Here is a 19907-nt window from a genome sequence, read left to right as displayed (position 1 = left end):
ACCGATGAATGACACATATACCCGCATGCGGGACGGACACCGCTGGGAGGTGCCGGAACGGTACAACATGGCCGTCGACGTCGCCGACCGGCACGACCGCCGCAACGTCGCGCTGATCTATGAGGACCACACGGGGGCGCGCCAGGAGGTCACCTGGGGCGAGGTGCAGGACCGGTCACGGCGGGTCGCCGCCCACCTGTGGGCCCTGGGCGTACGGCCCGGCGACCGCGTCGCCGTCATGCTGCCGCAGCGACCGGACACGCCGGCGACCTACCTCGGCGTACTCCGGACCGGGGCCGTCCTGGTGACGATGTCGCTGCTGTGGGCCGACGAGCCGATCCGTTACCGGCTCGCCGACTCGGGCACCGGCGTACTGATCACCGAGTCGGGCGCGGTGCACCGCGCCGGTGACTTCGGCGGCGCGGTGGTCGACGTGGACGACCCGGCGATCGAGGCGCTGCCCCCGGCCTTCGACGACGTCGACACCGCCGCCGACGATCCGGCGTTGATCTTCTACACGTCCGGTACCACCGGGGCGGCCAAGGGGATCGTGCACGCGCATCGCACGCTGCTCGGCCACAACGAGTTCCGTTACTGCCACGAGCTGCGGCCGGGCGACGTCTTCTACGGCGCCGGCGACTGGGCCTGGTCGATGGCCAAGCTCATGGGCCCGCTGCGGGCGGGCGCGACCCACCTGGTCTACCGTCCGGCCGGGGGCTTCGACCCGGCCGGCCTGCTGGCCGCCATGTCCCGGAACAAGGTCACCACCGCGCTGGTCAGCCCGACGTTCCTGCGCAAGATGCGGGCCGACGTGCCCGACGCCGGGCGGCGTCACCCGCAGTCGCTGCGGGTGGTCTGCTGTTCGAACGAGCCGCTCACCGTGGATCTGATCTCCTGGTTCCGGGATCAGTTCGGCGTCACCCCGCTGGACTACTACGGATCGACCGAGTCGTACCCGCTCATCGGCAACTTCCCCGGCGTTCCGGTCAAGGAAGGCTCGATGGGCCGTCCCCTGCCCGGCTGGGACGTCGCACTGCTGGACGAGGACGAACGACCGGTACCCGCCGGGGAGGCCGGGGAGATCTGCCTGCGGGCCCGCAGCAACCCGCAGTTCCCCCTGGGATACTGGAACCGGCCGGAGGCGTCCGCCGAGGTCTTCGGCGGCGCGTGGTTCCACACCAAGGACCAGGCGGTCGTCGACGAGGACGGCTACTACTGGTTCCTCGGCCGCACCGACGACGTGATCAAGACGTCGGGTTACCGGGTCGGTCCGTACGAGGTCGAAGAGGCGCTGCGTGCCCACCCCGCGGTGCGGGACGTCGGCGTCGTCGGTGTACCCGATCCGGTGCGCGGCCAGGTCGTGAAGGCCTGGGTGCAGCTCACGCCGGGCCACCGGCCGAGCGAGGAACTCGCCCGGCAGATCAGTGAATACGCCAAGGCCACGCACTCGCGGTTCGCCTATCCGCGGCTCGTGGAGTTCGTCGCCGACCTGCCCCGCTCGGCGACCGGGAAGATCCGGCGCGCCGAACTGCGTCAGCGCGACGCCGGTCCCCGCCCCGGCAACGGATGAGGAGAATGCCCATGACCGCGACCCCCGCTCCCCCGGCGGACCCGCGCACGGTCCGCCGTACGGTCATCCTGTCCTCCGCGATCGGCAACTTCGTCGAGTGGTTCGACTCGGCCGCCTACGCCGTGATGTCCGCGACGATCGCCGGACGGTTCTTCCCCACGTACGACCGGACCGCGGCGCTGCTGGCCACGTGGGCGATCTTCGCGGGCGGATTCGTCGCCCGCCCGCTGGGCGCCGCGTTCTTCGGGCGGTACGGCGACCGGATCGGCCGCAACCGGATGCTGGCGCTGACGGTCCTGGCGATGAGCGGCGCGACGTTCCTCGTGGGGCTGCTGCCGACGTACGCGATGATCGGCGTCGCGGCGCCGATCCTGTTGTTCCTGCTGCGCTGCGTGCAGGGTTTCTCCACCGGCGGCGAGTACACCGGCGCGTCGGCGTTCATCATGGAGTACGCGCCCGAGGGCCGGCGCGCCCGGTTCGCGTCGGCCGTCCCGGTCACCGTCGGGCTGGCCAGCGTGGCGGGCTCCGGCCTCGGTTTCCTGCTCACCTCCACGCTGAGCACGCCCGCGCTGCAGAGCTGGGGGTGGCGGATCCCCTTCCTCCTGGCCGCGCCGCTCGGCCTGATCGGCCTGTACCTGCGGTCCCGCGTCGAGGACACGCCGGTGTTCCGGGCGCTGGAGCGGAAGGACGACATCGCGCAGACTCCGCTGCGCGACGCCGTACGGAAGTGCGGCCGGCAGATCGCCACCTTGTTCGGGTACAGCATCACGAACGCGATCGGGTACTACCTGATGAGCAGCTACATGATCGCGTACATGTCGGAGGAGCTCGGCTACTCCAAGAGCGAGGCTCAGCTGACGAACGTCGTGTCGATGCTGGCCTACAGCGTCGTCTGCCCGTTCGCGGCCTCGGCCAGTGACCGGTACGGCCGCAAGCCGCTGCTGCTGGTCGCCTGCGCCGGGTTCGTGGTCGCGCCGCTTCCGGCGTTCTGGCTGATGAAGACCGGCTTCGCCGGGGCGGTCATCGGCACGTCCCTACTCGCCGTGCTGGTCGCGGTGATCGGCAGCTCGAACGTCCCGGCGCTGGTGGAGATGTTCCCCGCCCGGCTGCGGGCCAGCGGATCGGCGATCGGCTACACCGCGGCGTACGTGCTCTGCGGCGGCACGGCACCGTTCGTGGCGACCGGGCTGGTCTCGGCCACGGGCAGCTCCCTCGCCCCGGGCGTGTACCTGATGTCCATCGCCGTGGTCTCCACGCTGGTCGTACTGCTGGCCTTCCGCGAGACCCGCCACCTGCCCCTCGGCCGCGACACCGTACGCGAGGAGCCTTCGGGCACCGAACCCGTCTCGGCCTGAAACGATCTACGCCGGTGACCGCCCCGGGGACGGTCACCGGCGTAGATCGTGAATCTTCGGCCTCGTTCGTCAGCAGCCGAGCAGGCGGGTGGCGAGGAACGCCTCGACCTGGTCGAGGCCGATGCGCTCCTGGGCCATCGAGTCCCGCTCCCGGATGGTCACCGCGTTGTCCTCGAGGGTGTCGAAGTCGACGGTCACGCAGTACGGGGTGCCGATCTCGTCCTGGCGGCGGTAGCGACGGCCGATCGCGCCGGCGTCGTCGAACTCGACGTTCCAGTTGCGGCGCAGCTGCGCGGCGAGGTCCTTCGCCTTGGGCGACAGGTCGGCGTTGCGCGACAGCGGCAGCACCGCGACCTTGACCGGCGCGAGCCGGTGGTCCAGGCGCATGACCGTGCGCTTCTCCATCTTGCCCTTGGCGTTCGGCGCCTCGTCCTCGTTGTAGGCGTCCATCATGAACGTCAGCACGCACCGGTCGACACCGGCCGCCGGCTCGATGACGAACGGGACGTAGCGCTGCTCCTTGTCCTGGTCGTAGTACGACAGGTCCTGACCGGAGTGCTTGGCGTGCGTGGACAGGTCGTAGTTCGTGCGGTTCGCGATGCCCTCGAGCTCACCCCACTCGCTGCCCTGGAAGTTGAAGCGGTACTCCACGTCCACGGTCCGCTTCGAGTAGTGGGACAGCTTGTCCTTCGGGTGCTCGAAGAGCCGGAGGTTCTCCTTGGAGATGCCGAGGTCGACGTACCACTGGAGCCGGGTGTCGATCCAGTACTGGTGCCACTCCTCGTCCGTGCCCGGCTCGACGAAGAACTCCATCTCCATCTGCTCGAACTCGCGCGTACGGAAGATGAAGTTGCCCGGCGTGATCTCATTCCGGAACGACTTGCCGATCTGGCCGATGCCGAACGGCGGCTTGCGCCGGGCCGCCTGCTGCACGGCGGCATAGTTGATGAAGATGCCCTGCGCGGTCTCCGGCCGCAGGTACGCCAGGCCGGACTCGTCCTCGACCGGACCGAGGTAGGTCTTGAGCAGGCCGTTGAACATCCGCGGCTCGGTGAACGCGCCGCGCGTGCCGCAGTTGGGGCAGACGAGGCCGGCCAGGCCGTTCTCCGGCGCCTTGCCGTGCTTCTCCTCGTACGCCTCGATCAGGTGGTCGGCGCGGTACCGCTTGTGGCAGGACTGACATTCGGTCAGCGGGTCGACGAACTCCTTGATGTGGCCGCTGGCCTCCCACACCTCACGGGCGAGGATCACCGAGGAGTCGAGGCCGACGACGTCGTCGCGGCCCTGCACCATGGACTTCCACCACTGGCGCTTGACGTTGTTCTTCAGCTCGACGCCGAGCGGGCCGTAGTCCCAGGACGCACGGAGTCCGCCGTAGATCTCGCTCGACGGAAAGACCAGGCCTCGGCGCTTGCTGAGGTTGACGATGGTCTCCATCAATTCGGAACGACGGGCCATGAGTGATCTCCATCCGGCTGGCGGTCGGCGGGTTCTCCGCGTATATGAGGTACGGCGCCTGCGGCCGACCTGCGAGTCTGGCCACGGCGCCCGGGTATCAGCTTAGCGACAGGACGGTAAGCCCCGCGCTCCAATACGCCGCCACGCCCCGCCGCACCGCCGCGGAGCTCCCCATACGAACTCCGTCGGCAGCGGGCGGTCCGCCGGTCTTCGGGACCGCAGGGGCCCCTGCGGTCACAGGTGATGCATCAGATTCTCGGCGAGCAACCGTGCGATCTCCGGACTGTTGACGTGCCGCCGCGCCGCCGGCCGGTTCCCCGAGTAGGAGATCCGCGCCACCACCTCGTACCGGCGGACGAAGACCTCCATCCCCCGCGCGTCCTCCCGCCAGCACGCCAACCCGTCGACGTTCTTGATCGGGGTGAACCTGGTGTTCCCGACCTCCGGCCGGACCATCCCGTCGTACGTACGCCGTGCGGTACGAACGTCCTGGCGGTAGTGCCGTGACTTGAAGACATGAAGATCGAGAGAGAGCGCGACATCCTGCTCGGCGCTCCACCGGCATCCCCAGGCACCGCCGCCTGATGAGTCACCCGCCCCCCGGCCCTCACCGGTCAACTGCCGCACGAGCGACCGATCGAGCAACTTACAGGGATCCGACACGGTCGTCCGCTCGTACTTGTCCCCACAGCCACCGAGAACGACGCCGATCGCCACGGCCCCGAGGCCGAGCCCGGCAACGAACCTCCGCCCGGCCACAACACCACCCCGCGATCATTCCTGCCACCCCGATATCACCGGATGATCTTGCAAGGCAACCCAACCGTCAAGAGAATGATCGCCGTCGACGGCCGTCGCCCGAATAAGGACTGACGACCATCAACCACCGGCCGTACTATCCAGGTCAACGGAAGTGCACGGCCGCCAAGCAGCCCAAGCCGCATCAACCGCCGTACGTGCCGCTTATACCCAGGCGCCCTTCTTCTCAACGGCGTGGGCCATTGCGACGACGACGTTCCAAAGCGGTAACAACGCTCACCGAAGCAAAAGAGTCCGTATGATGTCGATACAGAAAGGCGTTTCGACGGGTAACCCGTACGGCCGCCAGGTCTACGACTCCGGGGGAAGGGATCGCCATGATGCGTCGGTGCGTCCGTATCGTGTTGAGCGCCACGCTCCTGATCGCGGCCGGTGGGTGCGCGACCAATTCTCACGGGGACACATCGCCGAGCGTCAACTCAACCGCATCGGCCGGCTCCGGATCGTCGCCGTCTCCAGTCTTTCGGCCGGGCGAGATTCGGTCGGTCCCGGATCCCCGGACGCTGTTCAGCTCGGCCCTGCGCAAAGAGTTGCGGTTCGATGCGTACCACGGTTCGGACTGCAAGAAGGACAAGGCCAACGAGTACATTGACCGGTGGGCCTGCTACCTGCACAACACCCCGCATAAGCGCCTACAGGACACTGAACTGCTGGCCGTCTACGTGCAAGTGCATCACCCGACTCCGACCGAGGACGCGACGAAGTTCACCAGCAGGGATTTCGCCTTGTACAGGAAGGTCTTGGGCCCTGAGTGGGCTCCTGCCAAACTAGGCGATGAAGCACTGCGAGCGGAGACGGGCGGTGCCAGTTGGATCCGACTTCGAATTCGCAACGTCATGATGGAGGTCAGCGCGGACATCCCCGACCCGGCTCCGCGTTCCGTCTCGGAGGAAAACCGCCGAGCCTGGCGGGCCGCCACGGAATTGACCCGCTCGATCACCGGACTCGCGCAGTAGGAGCCGCTCCCGACGTTCTGCCGCGCCCCCGCGGAGAGAACTAAACACTTCTTCCTGGGGATTACTTATAGACTACCGTGTACGATGATGAGAGCGTTGGGTCGTGAGTAACTACTCAAAAATTTTCTTCCAGCGCCCCAGATGGCGCTTTCGCGACGTCTTTCGGTCGTACGTCATCGACGTGGACGGACGCCCGCAGGGCAAGTTGCGGCCCGGCGAAGAGTTGTCCCTCGATGTCCTACCAGGAAGGCATTTGATACGGGCGCGTGTGGACTGGAGTGGTAGCCCTCCGCAAGAAATAATCGTAGCCCACGACTCGCAACTCTCTGTATGCGTCGAGCCGTCCGGTAATGCCCTCCAAATTTGGAAGGTCTTTATGCCTAAGGGCGCGTTGAAACTAACCGTTGAAGAGCGCCGCCTGACGACCCTCGGGAGCTTCCAATCTCCCCACCGATCGGATACTCGATGACAAGAGCGACTGTTAAACCTGCCGTCTGATACCCCGAGTCCTCCTCGGCGAATATGGGTCAGGCACACCTCGTCACTCATGCCAAATAACGATAGAGTAGCGATTCTCCCTAACTCATCTGCCAAGACTCTATTTGCTGCACGATATCAGACCAATTAGGATCCGAACGCCACGGAACAGGAAGCTTGATAACGCCTTCCCCCTTACATATCAAAACAACGCGGCGCCCCATAAAAGACTGACGAATTTCCACTCGCTCTATCATTGCTCGCGCCACCGACCTAGTCCGCCAGCTGCGTAGCACTATTTTCTCATCGTCCAGTTCGACACGCCAAACAATACCTGCAATAAAAAGGCCACCAAGTCCGATCACATAGACAGCGGAATACATAGCAATTCGAGCCTTACTCTCACCTACAAGTGACACACTGGCACTACATGCAACCCACAGCAATGTTGCACCGACCACACCTCGCCAACCAATGGTGGCCTTAATAATTACCCTCTTCGAAGCCATTGTCACCAGCCACCCAATACAAAAACGAGCAAGATAATCAAGAATCAGCTATAGCGCCACTTACGCCAGTCCCCGATCACATTCCACTTATAGGAATCAGCGAACTCTCGACTTTGATGCGGAAATGGATGGTTCATGTCCGGCCCATGCTGAACCATTCTACCAATGATCCCGTGATCTATTTCAGTAATTATCTGATCGATCTCCGCAGTCCTCGGCTCCAACTTGTGAACGTAAGAATTGTTAAGTTCTGAAAGTTTATCAAGGAACCCGGTGGCCGCTGCAGCCGCCGCCACCTTTGCTGCCGCACTCTTAAAAAGTATGCCAATTACGATACCGACAAACCAGCTACAGAGCTTAGTTATTTCACCATTCATCGCACTAACATCACCTGCCACTGAAGTAATAATGCCAGAGACCGCTCTACATTGTTTACCCAGAACGGATATCGACTCTTCATTAAGTGACTTCATCCAATTCACATAAGCGTCCTTCGCCGGACCTTCCCAATGCTGGCCGATCCTGGACACTTCCCGCTCGATCTCTCCTCTGGAGTTTTCGATATCGACCGCTAGCGCTGTCCATTGCTGAGCATGCTCACGGATTGCCGGCGGATCGCCCCAGTAGCCTTTAAGCGTTTGTTCGACGGCCTTACCGACCGAAGGGTCTATTCTATAAGCTAGAGAGATTGCCATACTAACCGGCCCAGGAAAGGTATCCGCCATATCAGCTCCTTACGCTACCACCGAGAATGTTCCCGATATCGCTCGGATCGCCAGGTATTTGATGTGTCGGAATTCTTTCACCTTGCCGCGACACAGTAGATGCCGCTTCGGCATCGCCGTAGTTTTTCGCGACCGACTGAAGCGCCGAGACAACCTCTGCCATTAGGACAGCAATACCGGGTATCAGAGTGTTCGAATACCGATCCCTCAAGGAGAGAAGCGAGGAAACGAAGTCGTCTCCCGCGATAGTGTACTCGTCGCCGTCCGTGTAGAGATCATTCAGAGAGGCCGGTATATCGGTGGTCCACCGCTCCCGAATCTTATCCAAGGCGACTGCATGCTTTTTAAGCTCATGGCGCTGAACCTTGAAACTATCAGACATCATTATCCCCTATAATCTCCGTGTTCGGCGCCTGACGTCGCCACCATAGGGAAAAGTCTCGCAGCGACTGCAGTCGAAGTCTCTGAGCCTCCAATTGCGCCGAACGGAACGCGTCGACAACTCGCTCCGCAAACCTTTGGTTGCTGATTCCTGTCGCCCTAATCATCTCGAAACTTACTATCAATTTAGTGTCCGCGAGGTTAATCGCAACGTACCCCAACTCTGATCCAATTACGCTCCGCACAAGCCTATCCTCGAAGGCTTCTACGGAAAGCGTCATAGATCGAAGGACCTCTGCACACTCAGCGATAGTGTTTCTCGTACCCTCGTCCGGGTAATCGATCCTGTCGAAATTTTCATAGATCGAGGAGTCAAAGACAATCTCTCCAAGATTCCGGAGGGAGCCGAGAACAGGGTACTTCAAGTCATCGAATTTTTCGCCGAACTGACGTCCAGCTGCACGTGCTCGAATTATTGCTGAAGTAGTTCGCTGCCCGAGGGTAGACGGATGACGTAGGGCGTGCTCAGCGAACGTGAGCGTTACGAGCTCCCCCAACCCGTTAGCTGTTGCGACAACCGACCTGTCATCATCACTGCGGGCGATAAGTTTTGCTTTGAGTACGCGAGAACTATCATTACCCGACTCAATCATTTGTCGCAATGTCACCCGAGCTAGACGCTGACTCTCAAGCATTACCTCAGCTTCTTAATAATTGATAGAAAACATGTCATCGGGACACCCGCCTTCGATTTCTTACCCTAATGAGAGCGCATACCGCTACGGCCGCCACGCCTGCGACAATCCCAACTGCCATAAGAATCGCCAATGTACCGCGTCGCTTAGTGGCGTAGGCGGGTCCCGGTGACTGCTCGATCTGCGGCTTCGAAACCGCAGATGCATGGGTACTCGCGGCCGCGCGAGCGCTCTCCCATGCACTGAACACTGGATTCGGCGCATCAGATGCGACCTTGTCGACCAAAGCATGGTAGGGACGTACCAGGCCATATCCTGTTAGGTCGTCACGGCCGCGCGGTCCGACGTCGCGGGCGGTGGCGACGATTCGCTGTACAACCTGACGGGCGCGCATATTAGGAAACTTAGACCTCACCAGAGCGACGACACTTGAGGTCAGCGCCGACGCCTGGCTTGTTCCGTCCCAATCCGGAACAAACTTTCCCGTTCGATCGATAGACCCTGCACGAACGCCTGGGGCCGCTACTGCCACATACGGCTGCCGTTGCGTTTTCACCCATGGGCTGAACAGGTGGTCCACGGCACCCACTGCAAGGACTCCCGGGCATTCCCCCGGCCACTCGGGGACGTTGCGGCCATTACCATCATTGCCCGCCGACGCAACGATGACCGCATCATGTTCGAGAGCATAGGAAACGGCTGATTTAGTCTTGTTGTCGCACCCGATAAAGTCCGGCAAGCCTTGGGAGACGTTGATTACCTCAGCACCGTGATCGACAGCGTACCGAATCCCGTCCGCGAGTTCCGCACGACCGCCTTGAGCACGTATTGGCAAGATTCTCGCACCGGGAGCAACGCCAACCATTCCAACACCGCTTCCCTGGCCAGCGATCAGGGCTGCCATTGCAGTTCCGTGGCCGTTTTCCAAGGTATCGATATCCGCGCGGCCGTCACCCTTGCCGGTCTCTACGTCGGTTCCAGATTCGACCACGCCATGCAGATCTGGGAGGTTCGCGTTGACTCCACTATCGATGACTGCGACGGTGACGCCTTTCCCCGTACTAATCGGCCAGACCTTGCTTTGGATATCCCAGGTGCCAAACCACCATTCTTCCGCTCGGGGCCTAGGCGCGCTGTATGCCGGAGGCATCATCGTCAGGACCGAAGAAATCACCATCAAACTCGATGAGATTCTCGTCGCCCAGCGCAAATGACGTCTGCGCGCTATTGACGACGTGCGTGTTCTCGCTATCGAGACCTTCCAGCAAGGCCGATTCGTGGGCGATGTAGAACGTGGATGGTTGGTTGAGGTCTTCACCGGTCTCCTTCGCCGGCTCGTCGACGAGATTGAGTAGCTCCTGGAGCTCATCGACCGTAAGCAGCTCATCGTCATTCTGCTGTCTACGTTCCAACAGATTCGGTGCGTCACCGATCACGCCAGGCACAGCACCGGCGTCACCCGTCCAGACGTCACGGTCCTCGGAAAGCCAGGTTGTCCGCCCGCGTTCCTTCTCATCTGATCCGCCGCCTCCGGATGCTAGAGGCAGCCCGTTTTCAGCACTCCGTCCAGCGCCTGAACTCGGTCCGGCAGCCTGGCCACGTTCGGCGGCCCTCGGAGGTTCCAGCTCTCCCGGGGCGTTCATTCTCCCGACACCGGCTCTCGAGATACCAGGAAGGAACGTCCCTCCTGAACTCCCGAGCCCTAGCCCCATGGGCCCTGGTGCTCCTGGCACAAGAGCCGAACCACCGGTGGCACTCCCCGGTAGAGGATTGTTCCCTAGAAGGGGTCCTCCGCCAAGGCCGCCAGGTGTGGAAGGCGTCCCTCCGGCCAGGTCGGCGCCGCCGGCACCGGGGTGAGGGGCACGACTTACTGAGCCATGTGGCGAATCTCCACCGTCTCGAGGAAGAGGCACGTGCACGCCGGAAGAGCGCGGAACATGGACTCCTCCTGATCCGGTGTAGCCTCCTCCAGTCCCTCCACCTGGGTCGTTCACTGGCCCGGCACCATCATTGCCGCGGTCGCCACGATCCGTGTACAGCGGTAGGTTCTTCTCGATTTGAGGCGGCATGCCATCCCATGTCTGGGCGATGCGCTCGTTGAGGTTCTTCATGACCTGGTCAGCCGCTGCTGCGGCAGCTGGCGAGTCGGTGTTCTTCTGAGGCCACTGGATGGCCCTGTACATCGGGAGGATCGACCCGCCATACCACTGGAGGGTCTTGGCCGTTTCGTTGCTTCGGACGACGAGCTCTCCCGCTGTCGCGTACAGCCGGCGCAAAGCCGACTGGGCGGTGTCGGCTGCGGGACCAGCCCAGTGATCGGCCAGGACCTTGGCCGCCTCCCAGAGCGCGTTCTGTACATCGATGATTGCGTTGCCCATTGCGTCATAGGCCTGGGCTACATCGGTGATCTTGCGCGGATGCGTGCCATCGATCATGTTCTTGACGTCCTCTGGGCGTCCATAAGAACCAGCCCCATGAGGTCGCTCACCGCTCTTGATAACATAGGTGTGGTGGTCAACGGCCATGATGAGTCCCGCGTCAGTCTGCCGAAGGCACGTTGTGCCAAGTGGGGTTGTCCGTTGAAGTCTGCGGCCGGTCTTGCACACCGATCTGCCGCGCATGCGACGTCAGTCCGCGCTCAACGGTGGCATAGTGGTCGGCCATCTTGCGAAGCATCTGTGCGGCTCCGGCGTACTCCCCCAAGAAGTCCGAGAGGACGCCGGTGATGCGTTCATGCGCTGCTTGTGTAGTGCCGGCGAGGGCCCGGCCTGCATCCCAGTCACCCAGGTCTGCCGCAGTGACGAGGCCACCGGTTTCAAGACCACTCAAGGCTCCAGTGCCGGCGAGGGTTTTCAGCGCTTCTTCGAGGATCGAAGCGGCGCGGGCAATCTTGGCTGGGTCCCACTTGATGTCCGGATCACCGCCCCCGACCCAGACCTTGGGGTACTGCGACCCCGGCTGTGCGCCCCCTTCGTTCAGCGGCGGCATGCGGCCGTCCCCCTTCTTGACTTGTGCACCCCCGTGCCCTGCTCAAGATTTGTCAAGTTACAGAACGACCGGCTGTCATGTCGAGGGCCGAATAACCGAAAGATTCCGCTGTGTCCGGTATACCGCCGGAGATTCGCAGGTGAACCCCTCACGACCAGATCCCACCCGGTTTCGGCTGGTCGGGTTGACTGTTTCGGTCAGCGTACGTAGCCGTCGACGGCGTCGTTGTCGATGTTCAGCGTGTAGCCCCCGTGGGTCTCGCGGTGGTCGCCGCGGTACTGCTTGATGCGGCGGTGGCCGGGCCACCAACCGCGTGGCACGTACCGGTCCTCCCACGGGTCGGGTTTCTTGTCCCAATGGGCGAACCAGAGGGCGGTGGGCTTCTTGATGCCCTTGGCATCGGCCAGGTCGCGGATGCCCGAGGTGACGCTGCTGTAGTAGCCCGGGACGTACCCGAGCGCACGGACCCGCCTGGTCCACGCGTCGACGAAGTCGAGGACCGCGTGGCGGCAGACGGGGTCGTGCCGGTGGTACGCCTCCATGTCGTAGTAGATCGGCGTGTGCCGGCGCAGTCCGAGGAGACGGGCGCGGCCGACGGCGTCCTTGGCCGCGGCCCGCGCGTCGTCGAGGGCGCTGTCGGGAGTGAAGTTGACGCGGTGCGGGCCGCAGGGCGCCTGCGGGCCGACGTAGGTCGGGATCAGGCGCCAGCCCATGGCCCGTACGGCGGCGATCCAGTCGTGCGACAGCCTGCCGTCGGGACAGGCGCGGGAGACACCGCCGATGTAGACGTTCGCGGCGACGAAGTGCTTGCGCCAGGCCTGCATGGCGTCGAGGGACGGCGCGTGGCAGGTGTCGAAGCCGTCGCCTCTCACCCAGCTGCGGCGGTGGGCGACACCGCTGTGGCGTTCGGCGGAGCCTTCGGCCGGGGGCGGATCGACGGTGATGTGGGTCAGGACGCGTTCGAGGTCCTGGGCGCTCGGGCCGTACGAGCCGGTGATGAACGCGCCGGCCTGCGGCACCGCGATCCGGATCTCGTGGGCGGCCGGATCGCGTACCCAGAGGCCCGGCGGGTGTCCGGTCTCGGCTCGCCCCGCGAGGAGGCCGGTGACGAGGGCGTTGGTCTGCGCGGTGAGGGGTTCGACGTGGATCGCCGTGGTGCGGCCGACGGCGTGGGCGGGGCAGAGCTGGTGTTCCCCGGCCGGGCCCAGGTAGAGCGCGCGCCGGTCGAAGCGGAGGCACTCCGTGGAGCGGGGGCCGAGGTGGTGGACCTCCCATCCGGCGGGCACCGGGATGCGGAGTCCCTGGTAATGGACGTCGGTGTCCGCCTGGGCAGGGCCCGGGAGCAACGTTCCGAGGATTCCGGCGAGCAGCATGGCACGGCGCAAGGCGTCCCCCCACGATCGTCGTCCGTACGACGATGATCGGCGCGGCGGGCGGGACGGTCGTGGGGCGCGCGCGGGGGCTGAGCAGGTCTTCGACGCCAGGAAGGCCGCTCTTTACTCAGGGGTCGACGATCTCGTACGCGCCCGGCTCGTCGATGGCGAGCGTCGAGAGCGGGATCAGGGCCAGCCGGACGTCGTACGCGCCGAGCGCTCGGCGATAGAAGCCGGCGCCGTCCCAGTAGGTCACCATCGCCCACAGGTCCGGCTCGTCGACGGAGCGGGCGAGGCCGCCGGAGCGGTGGCCGGGGCTGCCGGCGAGGGAGCGGAGCACCTCGTGCGCCGTCTTGACGAACGTCTCGGTCTCGGTCTCGGGGACGCGGTATCGGGTGATGGCGAGCACCCGTCCATCATGCCGGTACGCGAGGCGATCTCCCCGCGCGGGACGCCGATGCGCGACGATGGGAGCGTGGCTTCCAAACTCCAGCAGCGCAGCGCCGTGTTCTTCGTCTATCTCCACCAGCTTCCCCGCTGGGTTCCGCTGGTGGTCCTGCCCGCGCTGCTGATCGCGGGGCTGGCGGTTCCGGGGGTGGCCGGCGGCGTGCTGCTGGTGGTGCTGGCCGTTCTCCTGTGGTTCGCGTTCCTGGCCGCGCCGGTGCGCAGCGCCTCCCATCGCCTGGTCAGGCTCGTGGTGCCGCTGGTCATCCTCGTGGCGGCGGTCGGGAAGCTGGTGGGCTGACCAGCTATCGGACATGTACGGTTTTGACAATCATTTTCATATTCATCCATACTCGGACCGTGCGATACCGACGACTCCTGCCCTTCGTGCTCGGCGCCGCGCTGCTGGTGACCGCCTGCGGGGCGCGGACCGGCGGCCACGGTGACCCGAAGATCGTCGCGGCCTTCTATCCGCTGGCGTGGCTCGCCGAGCAGGTCGCCGGTCCTGACGGCTCCGTGCAGAACCTCACCAAGCCCGGTGCCGAACCCCACGACCTGGAACTGACCCCACGCCAGGTGATCGACGTGGGCGAGTCGAAGCTGGCCTTCTACATCAAGGGCGTGCAGCCGGCCGTCGACAAGGCCGTGCGCGAACACGCCAAGCATCACTCCCTCGACGCATCCTCGCTGGTGAAGACGCTGCCCGCCCCGCAGGACGAGGCCGACCACGGCGCCGAGGACCCGCACCTGTGGCTGGATCCGAACAGGTTCGCGACCGTCGCGACCGCCCTCGGAGAACGTCTCGCCGCGATCGACCCCGCGCACGCGGCGGGGTACCGGTCGCGCGCCGCGCAGGTCGTCACGAAGCTGACCGCCCTGGACGGGGAGTTCCGTACGGGCCTGCGCGACTGCGCCCGTAAGGAGATCGTCACGGGCCACTCGGCGTTCGGCTACCTGGCCGAGCGGTACGGCCTGACCCAGGTCGGCGTGACCGGCCTGGACCCCGAGGCCGAGCCGTCACCCGGCCGCCTGGCGAGTCTGACCCAGCTCGTTCGGCGTACGCAGGCCACCACCGTCTTCACCGAGACGCTCGCCAGCCCGAAGACCGCCGCCACGCTCGCGAACGAGGCGGGCGTGCGCAACGAGGTCCTGGACCCCGTCGAAGGTGTGAAGCGAGGGTCCTCCGACGACTACTTCTCGATCATGCGCCGTGATCTCGCGACGCTGCGACCAGCCCTAGGATGCCGATGACCGTTCCGTTCCGCATGACAGGCGGCGAGGTGCGGCTGGACCGCCGCCCGGTGCTGCGCGGCGTCGACCTGACCGTCGAGCCGGGCGAGGTGCTCGCCGTGATGGGGCCGAACGGCTCCGGCAAGTCCACGTTGATCCGCTCGCTGCTGGGCCTGATCCCGCTGTCGGCCGGGCGGGTGGAGCTGTACGGCGTGCCGCCGGCCCGGTTCAAAGACTGGAAGCGCGTCGGGTACGTCCCGCAGCGGCTGTCGGTCGGCGGCGGCGTGCCCGCCACCGTGCGCGAGGTCGTGTCGTCGGGCCGGATCGCCCGGCAGTCGCGGTTCCGGCCGTTCTCCGCCGCCGACCGGCACGCGGTGGACCGGGCCCTGGAGGCCGTCGGCATGGCCGACCGCGCCCGGGACTCCGCGCAGGAGCTGTCCGGCGGCCAGCAGCAGCGCGTCCTGATCGCCCGCGCCCTCGCCGGTGAGCCGGACGTCTTCGTCATGGACGAGCCGACGGCGGGCGTCGACGCCGCGAGCCAGGAGACCCTCGCCCGTACGCTCCGCGGCCAGGTCGCGGAGGGCCGTACGGTCGTGCTGGTCGCCCACGAGCTCGGGCCGATGGAGCCGTTGATCACCCGTTCCGTGGTCCTGGAGAACGGCCTGATCACGCACGAGGGCACACCTCCGAAGCCGCAGGGCGAGTGCGCCCGGCCCGGCCACGACCACGTCCACCCGCACGCCCCGGCCGAGGAGCCACACCTGCTGTCATGATCGAACTTTTGTCCTACGACTTCCTGCGCCGCGCGCTGATCGCCGCCGTTCTCGTGGGCGTCGCGGCCCCGGCGGTCGGCACGTTCATCGTCCAGCGGCGGCTGGCCCTGCTCGGCGACGGCATCGGCCACATCGCCCTGACCGGTGTGGGTCTCGGCCTGCTGACCAGCACCTCCCCCACCATCCTCGCGCTCGTGGTGTCCGCGCTGGGCGCGGTCGCGATCGAGCTGCTACGGGTGCGGACGCGCACCGGCGGCGACGTCGCCCTCGCCCTGCTGTTCTACGGCGGGCTCGCCGGCGGCGTGCTGTTCGCGAACCTGTCCGGCGGCAGCGCGAACCTCTCCAGTTACCTGTTCGGCTCGATCAGCAGTGTCGGCACCGGCGACCTGTACATCGTCGCCGGCCTCGCCGTCGCGGTCATCGTCATCCTGGCGTTGTTCGGGCGGGAGCTGTTCGTCCTGTGCCAGGACGAGGAGGTGGCCCGCGCCAGCGGCCTGCCGGTCCGGTTCCTGTCGCTGCTGATCGCCATCGTCGCGGCGCTGACCGTGGTGGTGGCGATGCGCGCGGTGGGCCTGCTGCTGGTCAGCGCGCTGATGGTGGTGCCGGTCGCGGCGGCGCAGCAGCTCACTCGCGGGTTCAAGGCGACGATCGGGCTCGCCGTCGTGGTCGGGGTCGTGGCCTCCGTCGGCGGGCTGTGGGTCTCGGTGGACGCCGACTTCGCCCCCGGCCCGACGATCGTTCTTCTGGCGATGGCCGTCTTCCTGGCCGCGGTCGGAACGGGGAGACTGGTGCGTATGCGCCGAACGGACGTGACGTGAGCGGGCGTCGGGAGGACGTGCGCCGGGCACTCTCGGGTTGTGAGAGTTTCCGCAGCGCCCAGGACATCTACGCCGACCTGCGGGCCGCCGGCTCCCGGATCGGCCTGACCACCGTGTACCGCGCCCTGCAGTCGCTGAGCGAGGCCGGCGAGGTCGACGTGCTGCGCACCGACGAAGGCGAGGCCATCTACCGCGCGTGCCGGACGGACGAGCATCACCATCACCTGGTCTGCCGCGTGTGCGGCCGTACGGTCGAGGTCGAGGGCCCGGCGGTGGAGAAGTGGGCCGCGGCGGTCGGCGCCGAGCACGGCTTCCGGGACGTCACCCACACCGTCGAGGTCTTCGGCACCTGCGCCGAGCACTGAACTCACCCCCACGGCACCCGCGCCGAGCGGTCCGGGTCAGGGCCCGTCGACGGCGTCGGCGACCCTCTCGCGGATGATGCGGCGCAGCCACGCGTGCGCCGCGTCCGGTGTCGGCGGTGCCAGACCATGTCGACCGGCGGGGACGGCACCTCGACGGGCAGGTCGAACGCGACGAGTCCGAACCGCTCGATCGTCGACGCGTGTGCAGCCGCCGGGCAGCCCGGCCGACGAGATCGGTCACCGTCAGCATGACCCGGGCCGAGGACAACCTGGGCGCCGAGGCCACCACCCGGCGGCGCAACCCCCGCTCTGCGAGCCGCGTCGATCGCCCCCTCGAACCCACCCAGTCGTGACACCGTCAGGTGCTCGGTCGCGGCGAACCGTTCGGCGGTCGGCTCGCCGTCGAGGTCGCGCGGGTGGCTGCCATCAACCTGGCCATTCCGAAGCTGTCCGCGAGCTCCCTGCATCCTTCGTCCCGCAGCTGCTCTGGATCGTCGACGCGTACGTAATGGTGTTCGCCTGCCTGCTGATCCCTGCCGGCGCCCCGGCGACCGGTACGGTCGCCAGGGCGCGCGGTGCTCGGCGCGTTCGCCGCCTCGGCGCTGGTGTTCGGCCTCTTCACCGCGTACGCGCTGCGCGCCCCGCACCCACTCGTGGATCCCCGGATCTTCCGTGTCGCGGTTGCGCTCCTACGAAGCGGCCTCTCGCAGAGGGGCCGCTTCGTCGTTGATCCGACACGGACCGCCTGCCGGAATATCCGGCGAGCCGCCGAAATGTGCGAAGTCACGGTTGCCGATCAGCCACGTTCCGTACAGTCCCCATCAACTCCGTCATAAGGACTGGAGCCGTCCCGCTACGTGCGGGGCGAAGCGCAGATGAATGGGGACTCCCATGAGCAAGAAGACCGAAGCCATCGCCTCGGGTGCAGCCGCTGTGGCGGGCGGGACCGCCATGGCGGTCACCGACGGCAGGCCCGGCATGGTCGCCGCTGTCGGGACGGGTCTGGCGATCGGCCACGCGGTGACCACCGTCCGGGATATGCGGTCGGGCAAGGACACCGGGGACGCCAAGAAGAACTGACGTAGGGCACAGCGCCCTGCCACCAACAAAGCGGCCCCTCGCAGAGGGGCCGCTTTTTCGTTGGCCCGGTATCGACACCCTGCCAGCCGTAGCAGCACAAGGACGCTGCGGCGGCGCCATGACGAAGGCGACAACCGACACCTTCGTGCTAGCGAGGGCGCGCGGCCAGGTCGCTCAGCGGGCGGGGGCGGGCTCTTCGTCGTCGGCGCCGATCTCGGCCTCGGTGACCTCGTTGGGGATCGCGCCGCCGAAGCGGCGGTCGCGGCGGGCGTACTGCTCGCAGGCCTGCCAGAAGTGGCGGCGGTCGAAGTCCGGCCACAGCACGTCCTGGTAGACGAACTCGGCGTACGCCGCCTGCCACACCAGGAAGTTGGAGCTGCGCTGCTCGCCCGACGGGCGCAGGAAGAGGTCGACGTCCGGAATCTCCGGCCGGTACAGGTACCGCGCGAAGACCTTCTCGTTGATCTTCTCAGGGCGCAGCCTGCCGGCCTGGACGTCACGGGCTATGGCCGCGGCGGCGTCCGCGATCTCGGCACGGCCGCCGTAGTTCACGCAGAACTGCAGGGTGAGGACGCTGTTCCGCTCGGTCATGCGCTCGGCGTCCTCGAGCTCCTTGATGACGCTGCGCCACAGCTTCGGGCGGCGGCCGGCCCAGCGTACGCGGACGCCCATGGCGTTCAACTGGTCGCGGCGGCGGCGGATCACGTCACGGTTGAAGCCCATGAGGAAGCGCACCTCCTCCGGCGACCGCCGCCAGTTCTCCGTCGAGAACGCGTACGCCGACAGGTACGGCACGCCGAGCTCGATCGCCCCCATGATCACATCGAAGAGGGAGTGCTCCCCCATCTTGTGGCCCTCGGTACGCGGCAGGCCGCGTTCCTTCGCCCACCGCCCGTTGCCGTCCATGACGACGGCGACGTGCCGGGGAATGAGATCCTTGGGGATCGCGGGCGGCCGTGCGCCGCTCTTGTGCGGGTCCGGCGGCTGTACGCCCCTCATGGTCCGGTGTTCTCCTCACTCATTGGTCGTGTTCGGCATCGTGCCGTGGAACAACGCCGCCCGCTCGCCCGGCACCTCGCGCTCCTGCGCGATGGTCGCACCCGGCCTCTCACGCTCCACGTGCTTGAGGGAGCGGATCCCGTGCTCCAGATGCCACTGGAGGTAGGCCGCGACGAGGCCGCTGCACTCCACCCGATGCCTCGGCTCGCTGCCGTCCGCGCGCTCCCAGTCGCCGCGCAGCAGAGCGATCATCAGGCCGACCGTCGCCTCGGCGGGACTGGCGGACCCGGGCGGACGGCAGGATCCGCACACCATACCGCCGGCCGCGATCGCGAACGCCCGGCCGGTGCGCTCCCCGCAGCGCGCGCACTCCTCGAGCGCCGGCGCGTAGCCCGCGATGGCCAGCGAGCGCAGGAAATAGGCGTCGAGGACGAGACGGGGATCGTGCCCGCCCTCCACGAGGGTCCGCAGCCCGCCGATGACGAGCAGGAACTGCCGCAGTGCCGGTTCCTTCTCGATCGGGGTCAGCTTCTCGGCGGTCTCCAGCATCGCCGTGCCGGCCGTGTAGCGCGGGTAGTCGAAGACGAGGCGCTCGCCGTACGGGCGCAGCGTCTCGGCCTGCGTGATGAGATCGAGGGAGCGGCGCTCGTACAACTGCAGGTCCACGTGCGTGAACGGCTCCAGGCGGGCGCCGAACCGCGACTTGGTCTTGCGGATGCCCTTGGCGGCGGCGCGTACCCGTCCGCTGCGACGGGTAAGGATCGTCACGATGCGGTCCGCCTCGCCCAGTTTCTGGGTGCGGAGGACGACGCCTTCGTCACGATAGAGACTCACCCGTCCATTGTCCCGCAGGCGCCGGGTGGAACCGGCAGGAACCCGCTACCGTCCAAGG

The 19907-nt window shown here is 66.1% G+C and carries 22 protein-coding genes; 10 read left to right on the top strand and 12 right to left on the bottom strand.

Annotation, left to right across the window (positions count from 1 at the left end; translation table 11 throughout):
- Positions 1-4 precede the first annotated feature (4 nt).
- The gene (locus ABD978_RS30430) at positions 5-1570 is read left to right on the top strand and encodes an acetate--CoA ligase (RefSeq protein ID WP_345362332.1); all 1566 of its coding nucleotides are present in this window, start codon (positions 5-7) and stop codon (positions 1568-1570) included.
- A gap of 11 nt (positions 1571-1581) precedes the next feature.
- Positions 1582-2925, top strand: coding sequence for an MFS transporter (locus tag ABD978_RS30425; RefSeq protein WP_345362329.1), 1344 nt, complete (start codon positions 1582-1584; stop codon positions 2923-2925).
- Positions 2926-2994: 69 nt separating this feature from the next.
- Here ABD978_RS30425 and ABD978_RS30420 read toward each other — a convergent pair whose 3' ends face one another.
- The gene (locus ABD978_RS30420; RefSeq protein WP_345362326.1) at positions 2995-4383 is read right to left on the bottom strand and encodes a glycine--tRNA ligase; all 1389 of its coding nucleotides are present in this window, start codon (positions 4381-4383) and stop codon (positions 2995-2997) included.
- A gap of 234 nt (positions 4384-4617) precedes the next feature.
- Positions 4618-5142 carry a hypothetical protein gene (locus tag ABD978_RS30415; protein WP_345362324.1) on the bottom strand — a complete coding sequence of 175 codons (525 nt, stop codon included), beginning with the start codon at positions 5140-5142 and terminating at the stop codon, positions 4618-4620.
- Positions 5143-5546: 404 nt separating this feature from the next.
- On the opposite strand from ABD978_RS30415, the gene ABD978_RS30410 reads away from it, so the two are divergent.
- Positions 5547-6158, top strand: coding sequence for a hypothetical protein (locus tag ABD978_RS30410; RefSeq protein ID WP_345362321.1), 612 nt, complete (start codon positions 5547-5549; stop codon positions 6156-6158).
- A 578-nt stretch (positions 6159-6736) separates the two neighbouring features.
- On the opposite strand, the gene ABD978_RS30405 is transcribed toward ABD978_RS30410, so the two are convergent.
- From ABD978_RS30405 to ABD978_RS30370, 8 genes are all read right to left on the bottom strand, one after another.
- Positions 6737-7150 (bottom strand): hypothetical protein, encoded by a 414-nt coding sequence (locus ABD978_RS30405; RefSeq protein WP_345362318.1) that lies wholly within the window; start codon positions 7148-7150, stop codon positions 6737-6739.
- Between the two features lie 38 nt (positions 7151-7188).
- On the bottom strand, positions 7189-7869 hold the full coding sequence (locus ABD978_RS30400; protein ID WP_345362315.1) for a WXG100 family type VII secretion target: 681 nt from the start codon (positions 7867-7869) through the stop codon (positions 7189-7191).
- A gap of 1 nt (position 7870) precedes the next feature.
- Positions 7871-8251: a hypothetical protein gene (locus ABD978_RS30395; protein WP_345362312.1), complete on the bottom strand. Its 381-nt coding sequence runs from the start codon at positions 8249-8251 to the stop codon at positions 7871-7873.
- A gap of 728 nt (positions 8252-8979) precedes the next feature.
- The gene (locus ABD978_RS30390; protein ID WP_345362309.1) at positions 8980-10122 is read right to left on the bottom strand and encodes a S8 family serine peptidase; all 1143 of its coding nucleotides are present in this window, start codon (positions 10120-10122) and stop codon (positions 8980-8982) included.
- The gene (locus ABD978_RS30385; RefSeq protein WP_345362306.1) at positions 10070-11470 is read right to left on the bottom strand and encodes a WXG100 family type VII secretion target; all 1401 of its coding nucleotides are present in this window, start codon (positions 11468-11470) and stop codon (positions 10070-10072) included. Before ABD978_RS30385 ends, ABD978_RS30390 begins: the two co-directional genes overlap by 53 nt.
- Positions 11471-11483: 13 nt before the next feature.
- Entirely contained in the window at positions 11484-11933 is a 450-nt protein-coding gene (locus ABD978_RS30380; RefSeq protein ID WP_345362304.1) for a hypothetical protein, read from the bottom strand.
- Positions 11934-12130: 197 nt separating this feature from the next.
- Positions 12131-13318: a glycoside hydrolase domain-containing protein gene (locus tag ABD978_RS30375; protein ID WP_345362301.1), complete on the bottom strand. Its 1188-nt coding sequence runs from the start codon at positions 13316-13318 to the stop codon at positions 12131-12133.
- Between the two features lie 115 nt (positions 13319-13433).
- Entirely contained in the window at positions 13434-13715 is a 282-nt protein-coding gene (locus ABD978_RS30370; RefSeq protein WP_345362298.1) for an antibiotic biosynthesis monooxygenase family protein, read from the bottom strand.
- Positions 13716-13724: 9 nt separating this feature from the next.
- Here ABD978_RS30370 and ABD978_RS30365 point away from each other — a divergent pair, with 9 nt between their 5' ends.
- The 7 genes from ABD978_RS30365 (at position 13725) to ABD978_RS30335 (ending at position 18016) form a co-directional block, all read left to right on the top strand.
- Positions 13725-14051 carry a DUF6703 family protein gene (locus ABD978_RS30365; RefSeq protein WP_345362295.1) on the top strand — a complete coding sequence of 109 codons (327 nt, stop codon included), beginning with the start codon at positions 13725-13727 and terminating at the stop codon, positions 14049-14051.
- Positions 14052-14110: 59 nt separating this feature from the next.
- On the top strand, positions 14111-15001 hold the full coding sequence (locus ABD978_RS30360) for a metal ABC transporter substrate-binding protein (RefSeq protein ID WP_345362292.1): 891 nt from the start codon (positions 14111-14113) through the stop codon (positions 14999-15001).
- Entirely contained in the window at positions 14998-15753 is a 756-nt protein-coding gene (locus tag ABD978_RS30355) for a metal ABC transporter ATP-binding protein (protein ID WP_345362289.1), read from the top strand. Before ABD978_RS30360 ends, ABD978_RS30355 begins: the two co-directional genes overlap by 4 nt.
- A complete protein-coding gene (locus ABD978_RS30350; RefSeq protein WP_345362286.1) occupies positions 15750-16571 on the top strand; it encodes a metal ABC transporter permease in 822 nt (273 codons plus the stop codon). The genes ABD978_RS30355 and ABD978_RS30350 overlap by 4 nt, the downstream gene beginning before the upstream one ends.
- Complete coding sequence (locus ABD978_RS30345; RefSeq protein WP_345362283.1) at positions 16568-16936, top strand: Fur family transcriptional regulator; 369 nt, start codon at positions 16568-16570, stop codon at positions 16934-16936. The genes ABD978_RS30350 and ABD978_RS30345 overlap by 4 nt, the downstream gene beginning before the upstream one ends.
- A 116-nt stretch (positions 16937-17052) precedes the next feature.
- Complete coding sequence (locus ABD978_RS30340) at positions 17053-17289, top strand: hypothetical protein (RefSeq protein WP_345362281.1); 237 nt, start codon at positions 17053-17055, stop codon at positions 17287-17289.
- A 538-nt stretch (positions 17290-17827) separates the two neighbouring features.
- Positions 17828-18016, top strand: a complete 189-nt coding sequence (locus tag ABD978_RS30335; protein ID WP_345362278.1) for a hypothetical protein — start codon at positions 17828-17830, stop codon at positions 18014-18016.
- Positions 18017-18190: 174 nt separating this feature from the next.
- On the opposite strand, the gene ABD978_RS30330 is transcribed toward ABD978_RS30335, so the two are convergent.
- Entirely contained in the window at positions 18191-19015 is an 825-nt protein-coding gene (locus ABD978_RS30330; RefSeq protein ID WP_345362275.1) for an isoprenyl transferase, read from the bottom strand.
- A gap of 15 nt (positions 19016-19030) precedes the next feature.
- Entirely contained in the window at positions 19031-19849 is an 819-nt protein-coding gene (gene recO, locus ABD978_RS30325; protein ID WP_345362272.1) for a DNA repair protein RecO, read from the bottom strand.
- Between the last annotated feature and the right edge of the window lie 58 nt (positions 19850-19907).

The organism is Actinoallomurus liliacearum (assembly GCF_039542035.1).
GTDB lineage: Bacteria > Actinomycetota > Actinomycetes > Streptosporangiales > Streptosporangiaceae > Actinoallomurus > Actinoallomurus liliacearum.
The sequence above is the reverse complement of the archived record's forward strand: the minus strand, read 5'-3'. Positions and strand labels throughout refer to the sequence as shown.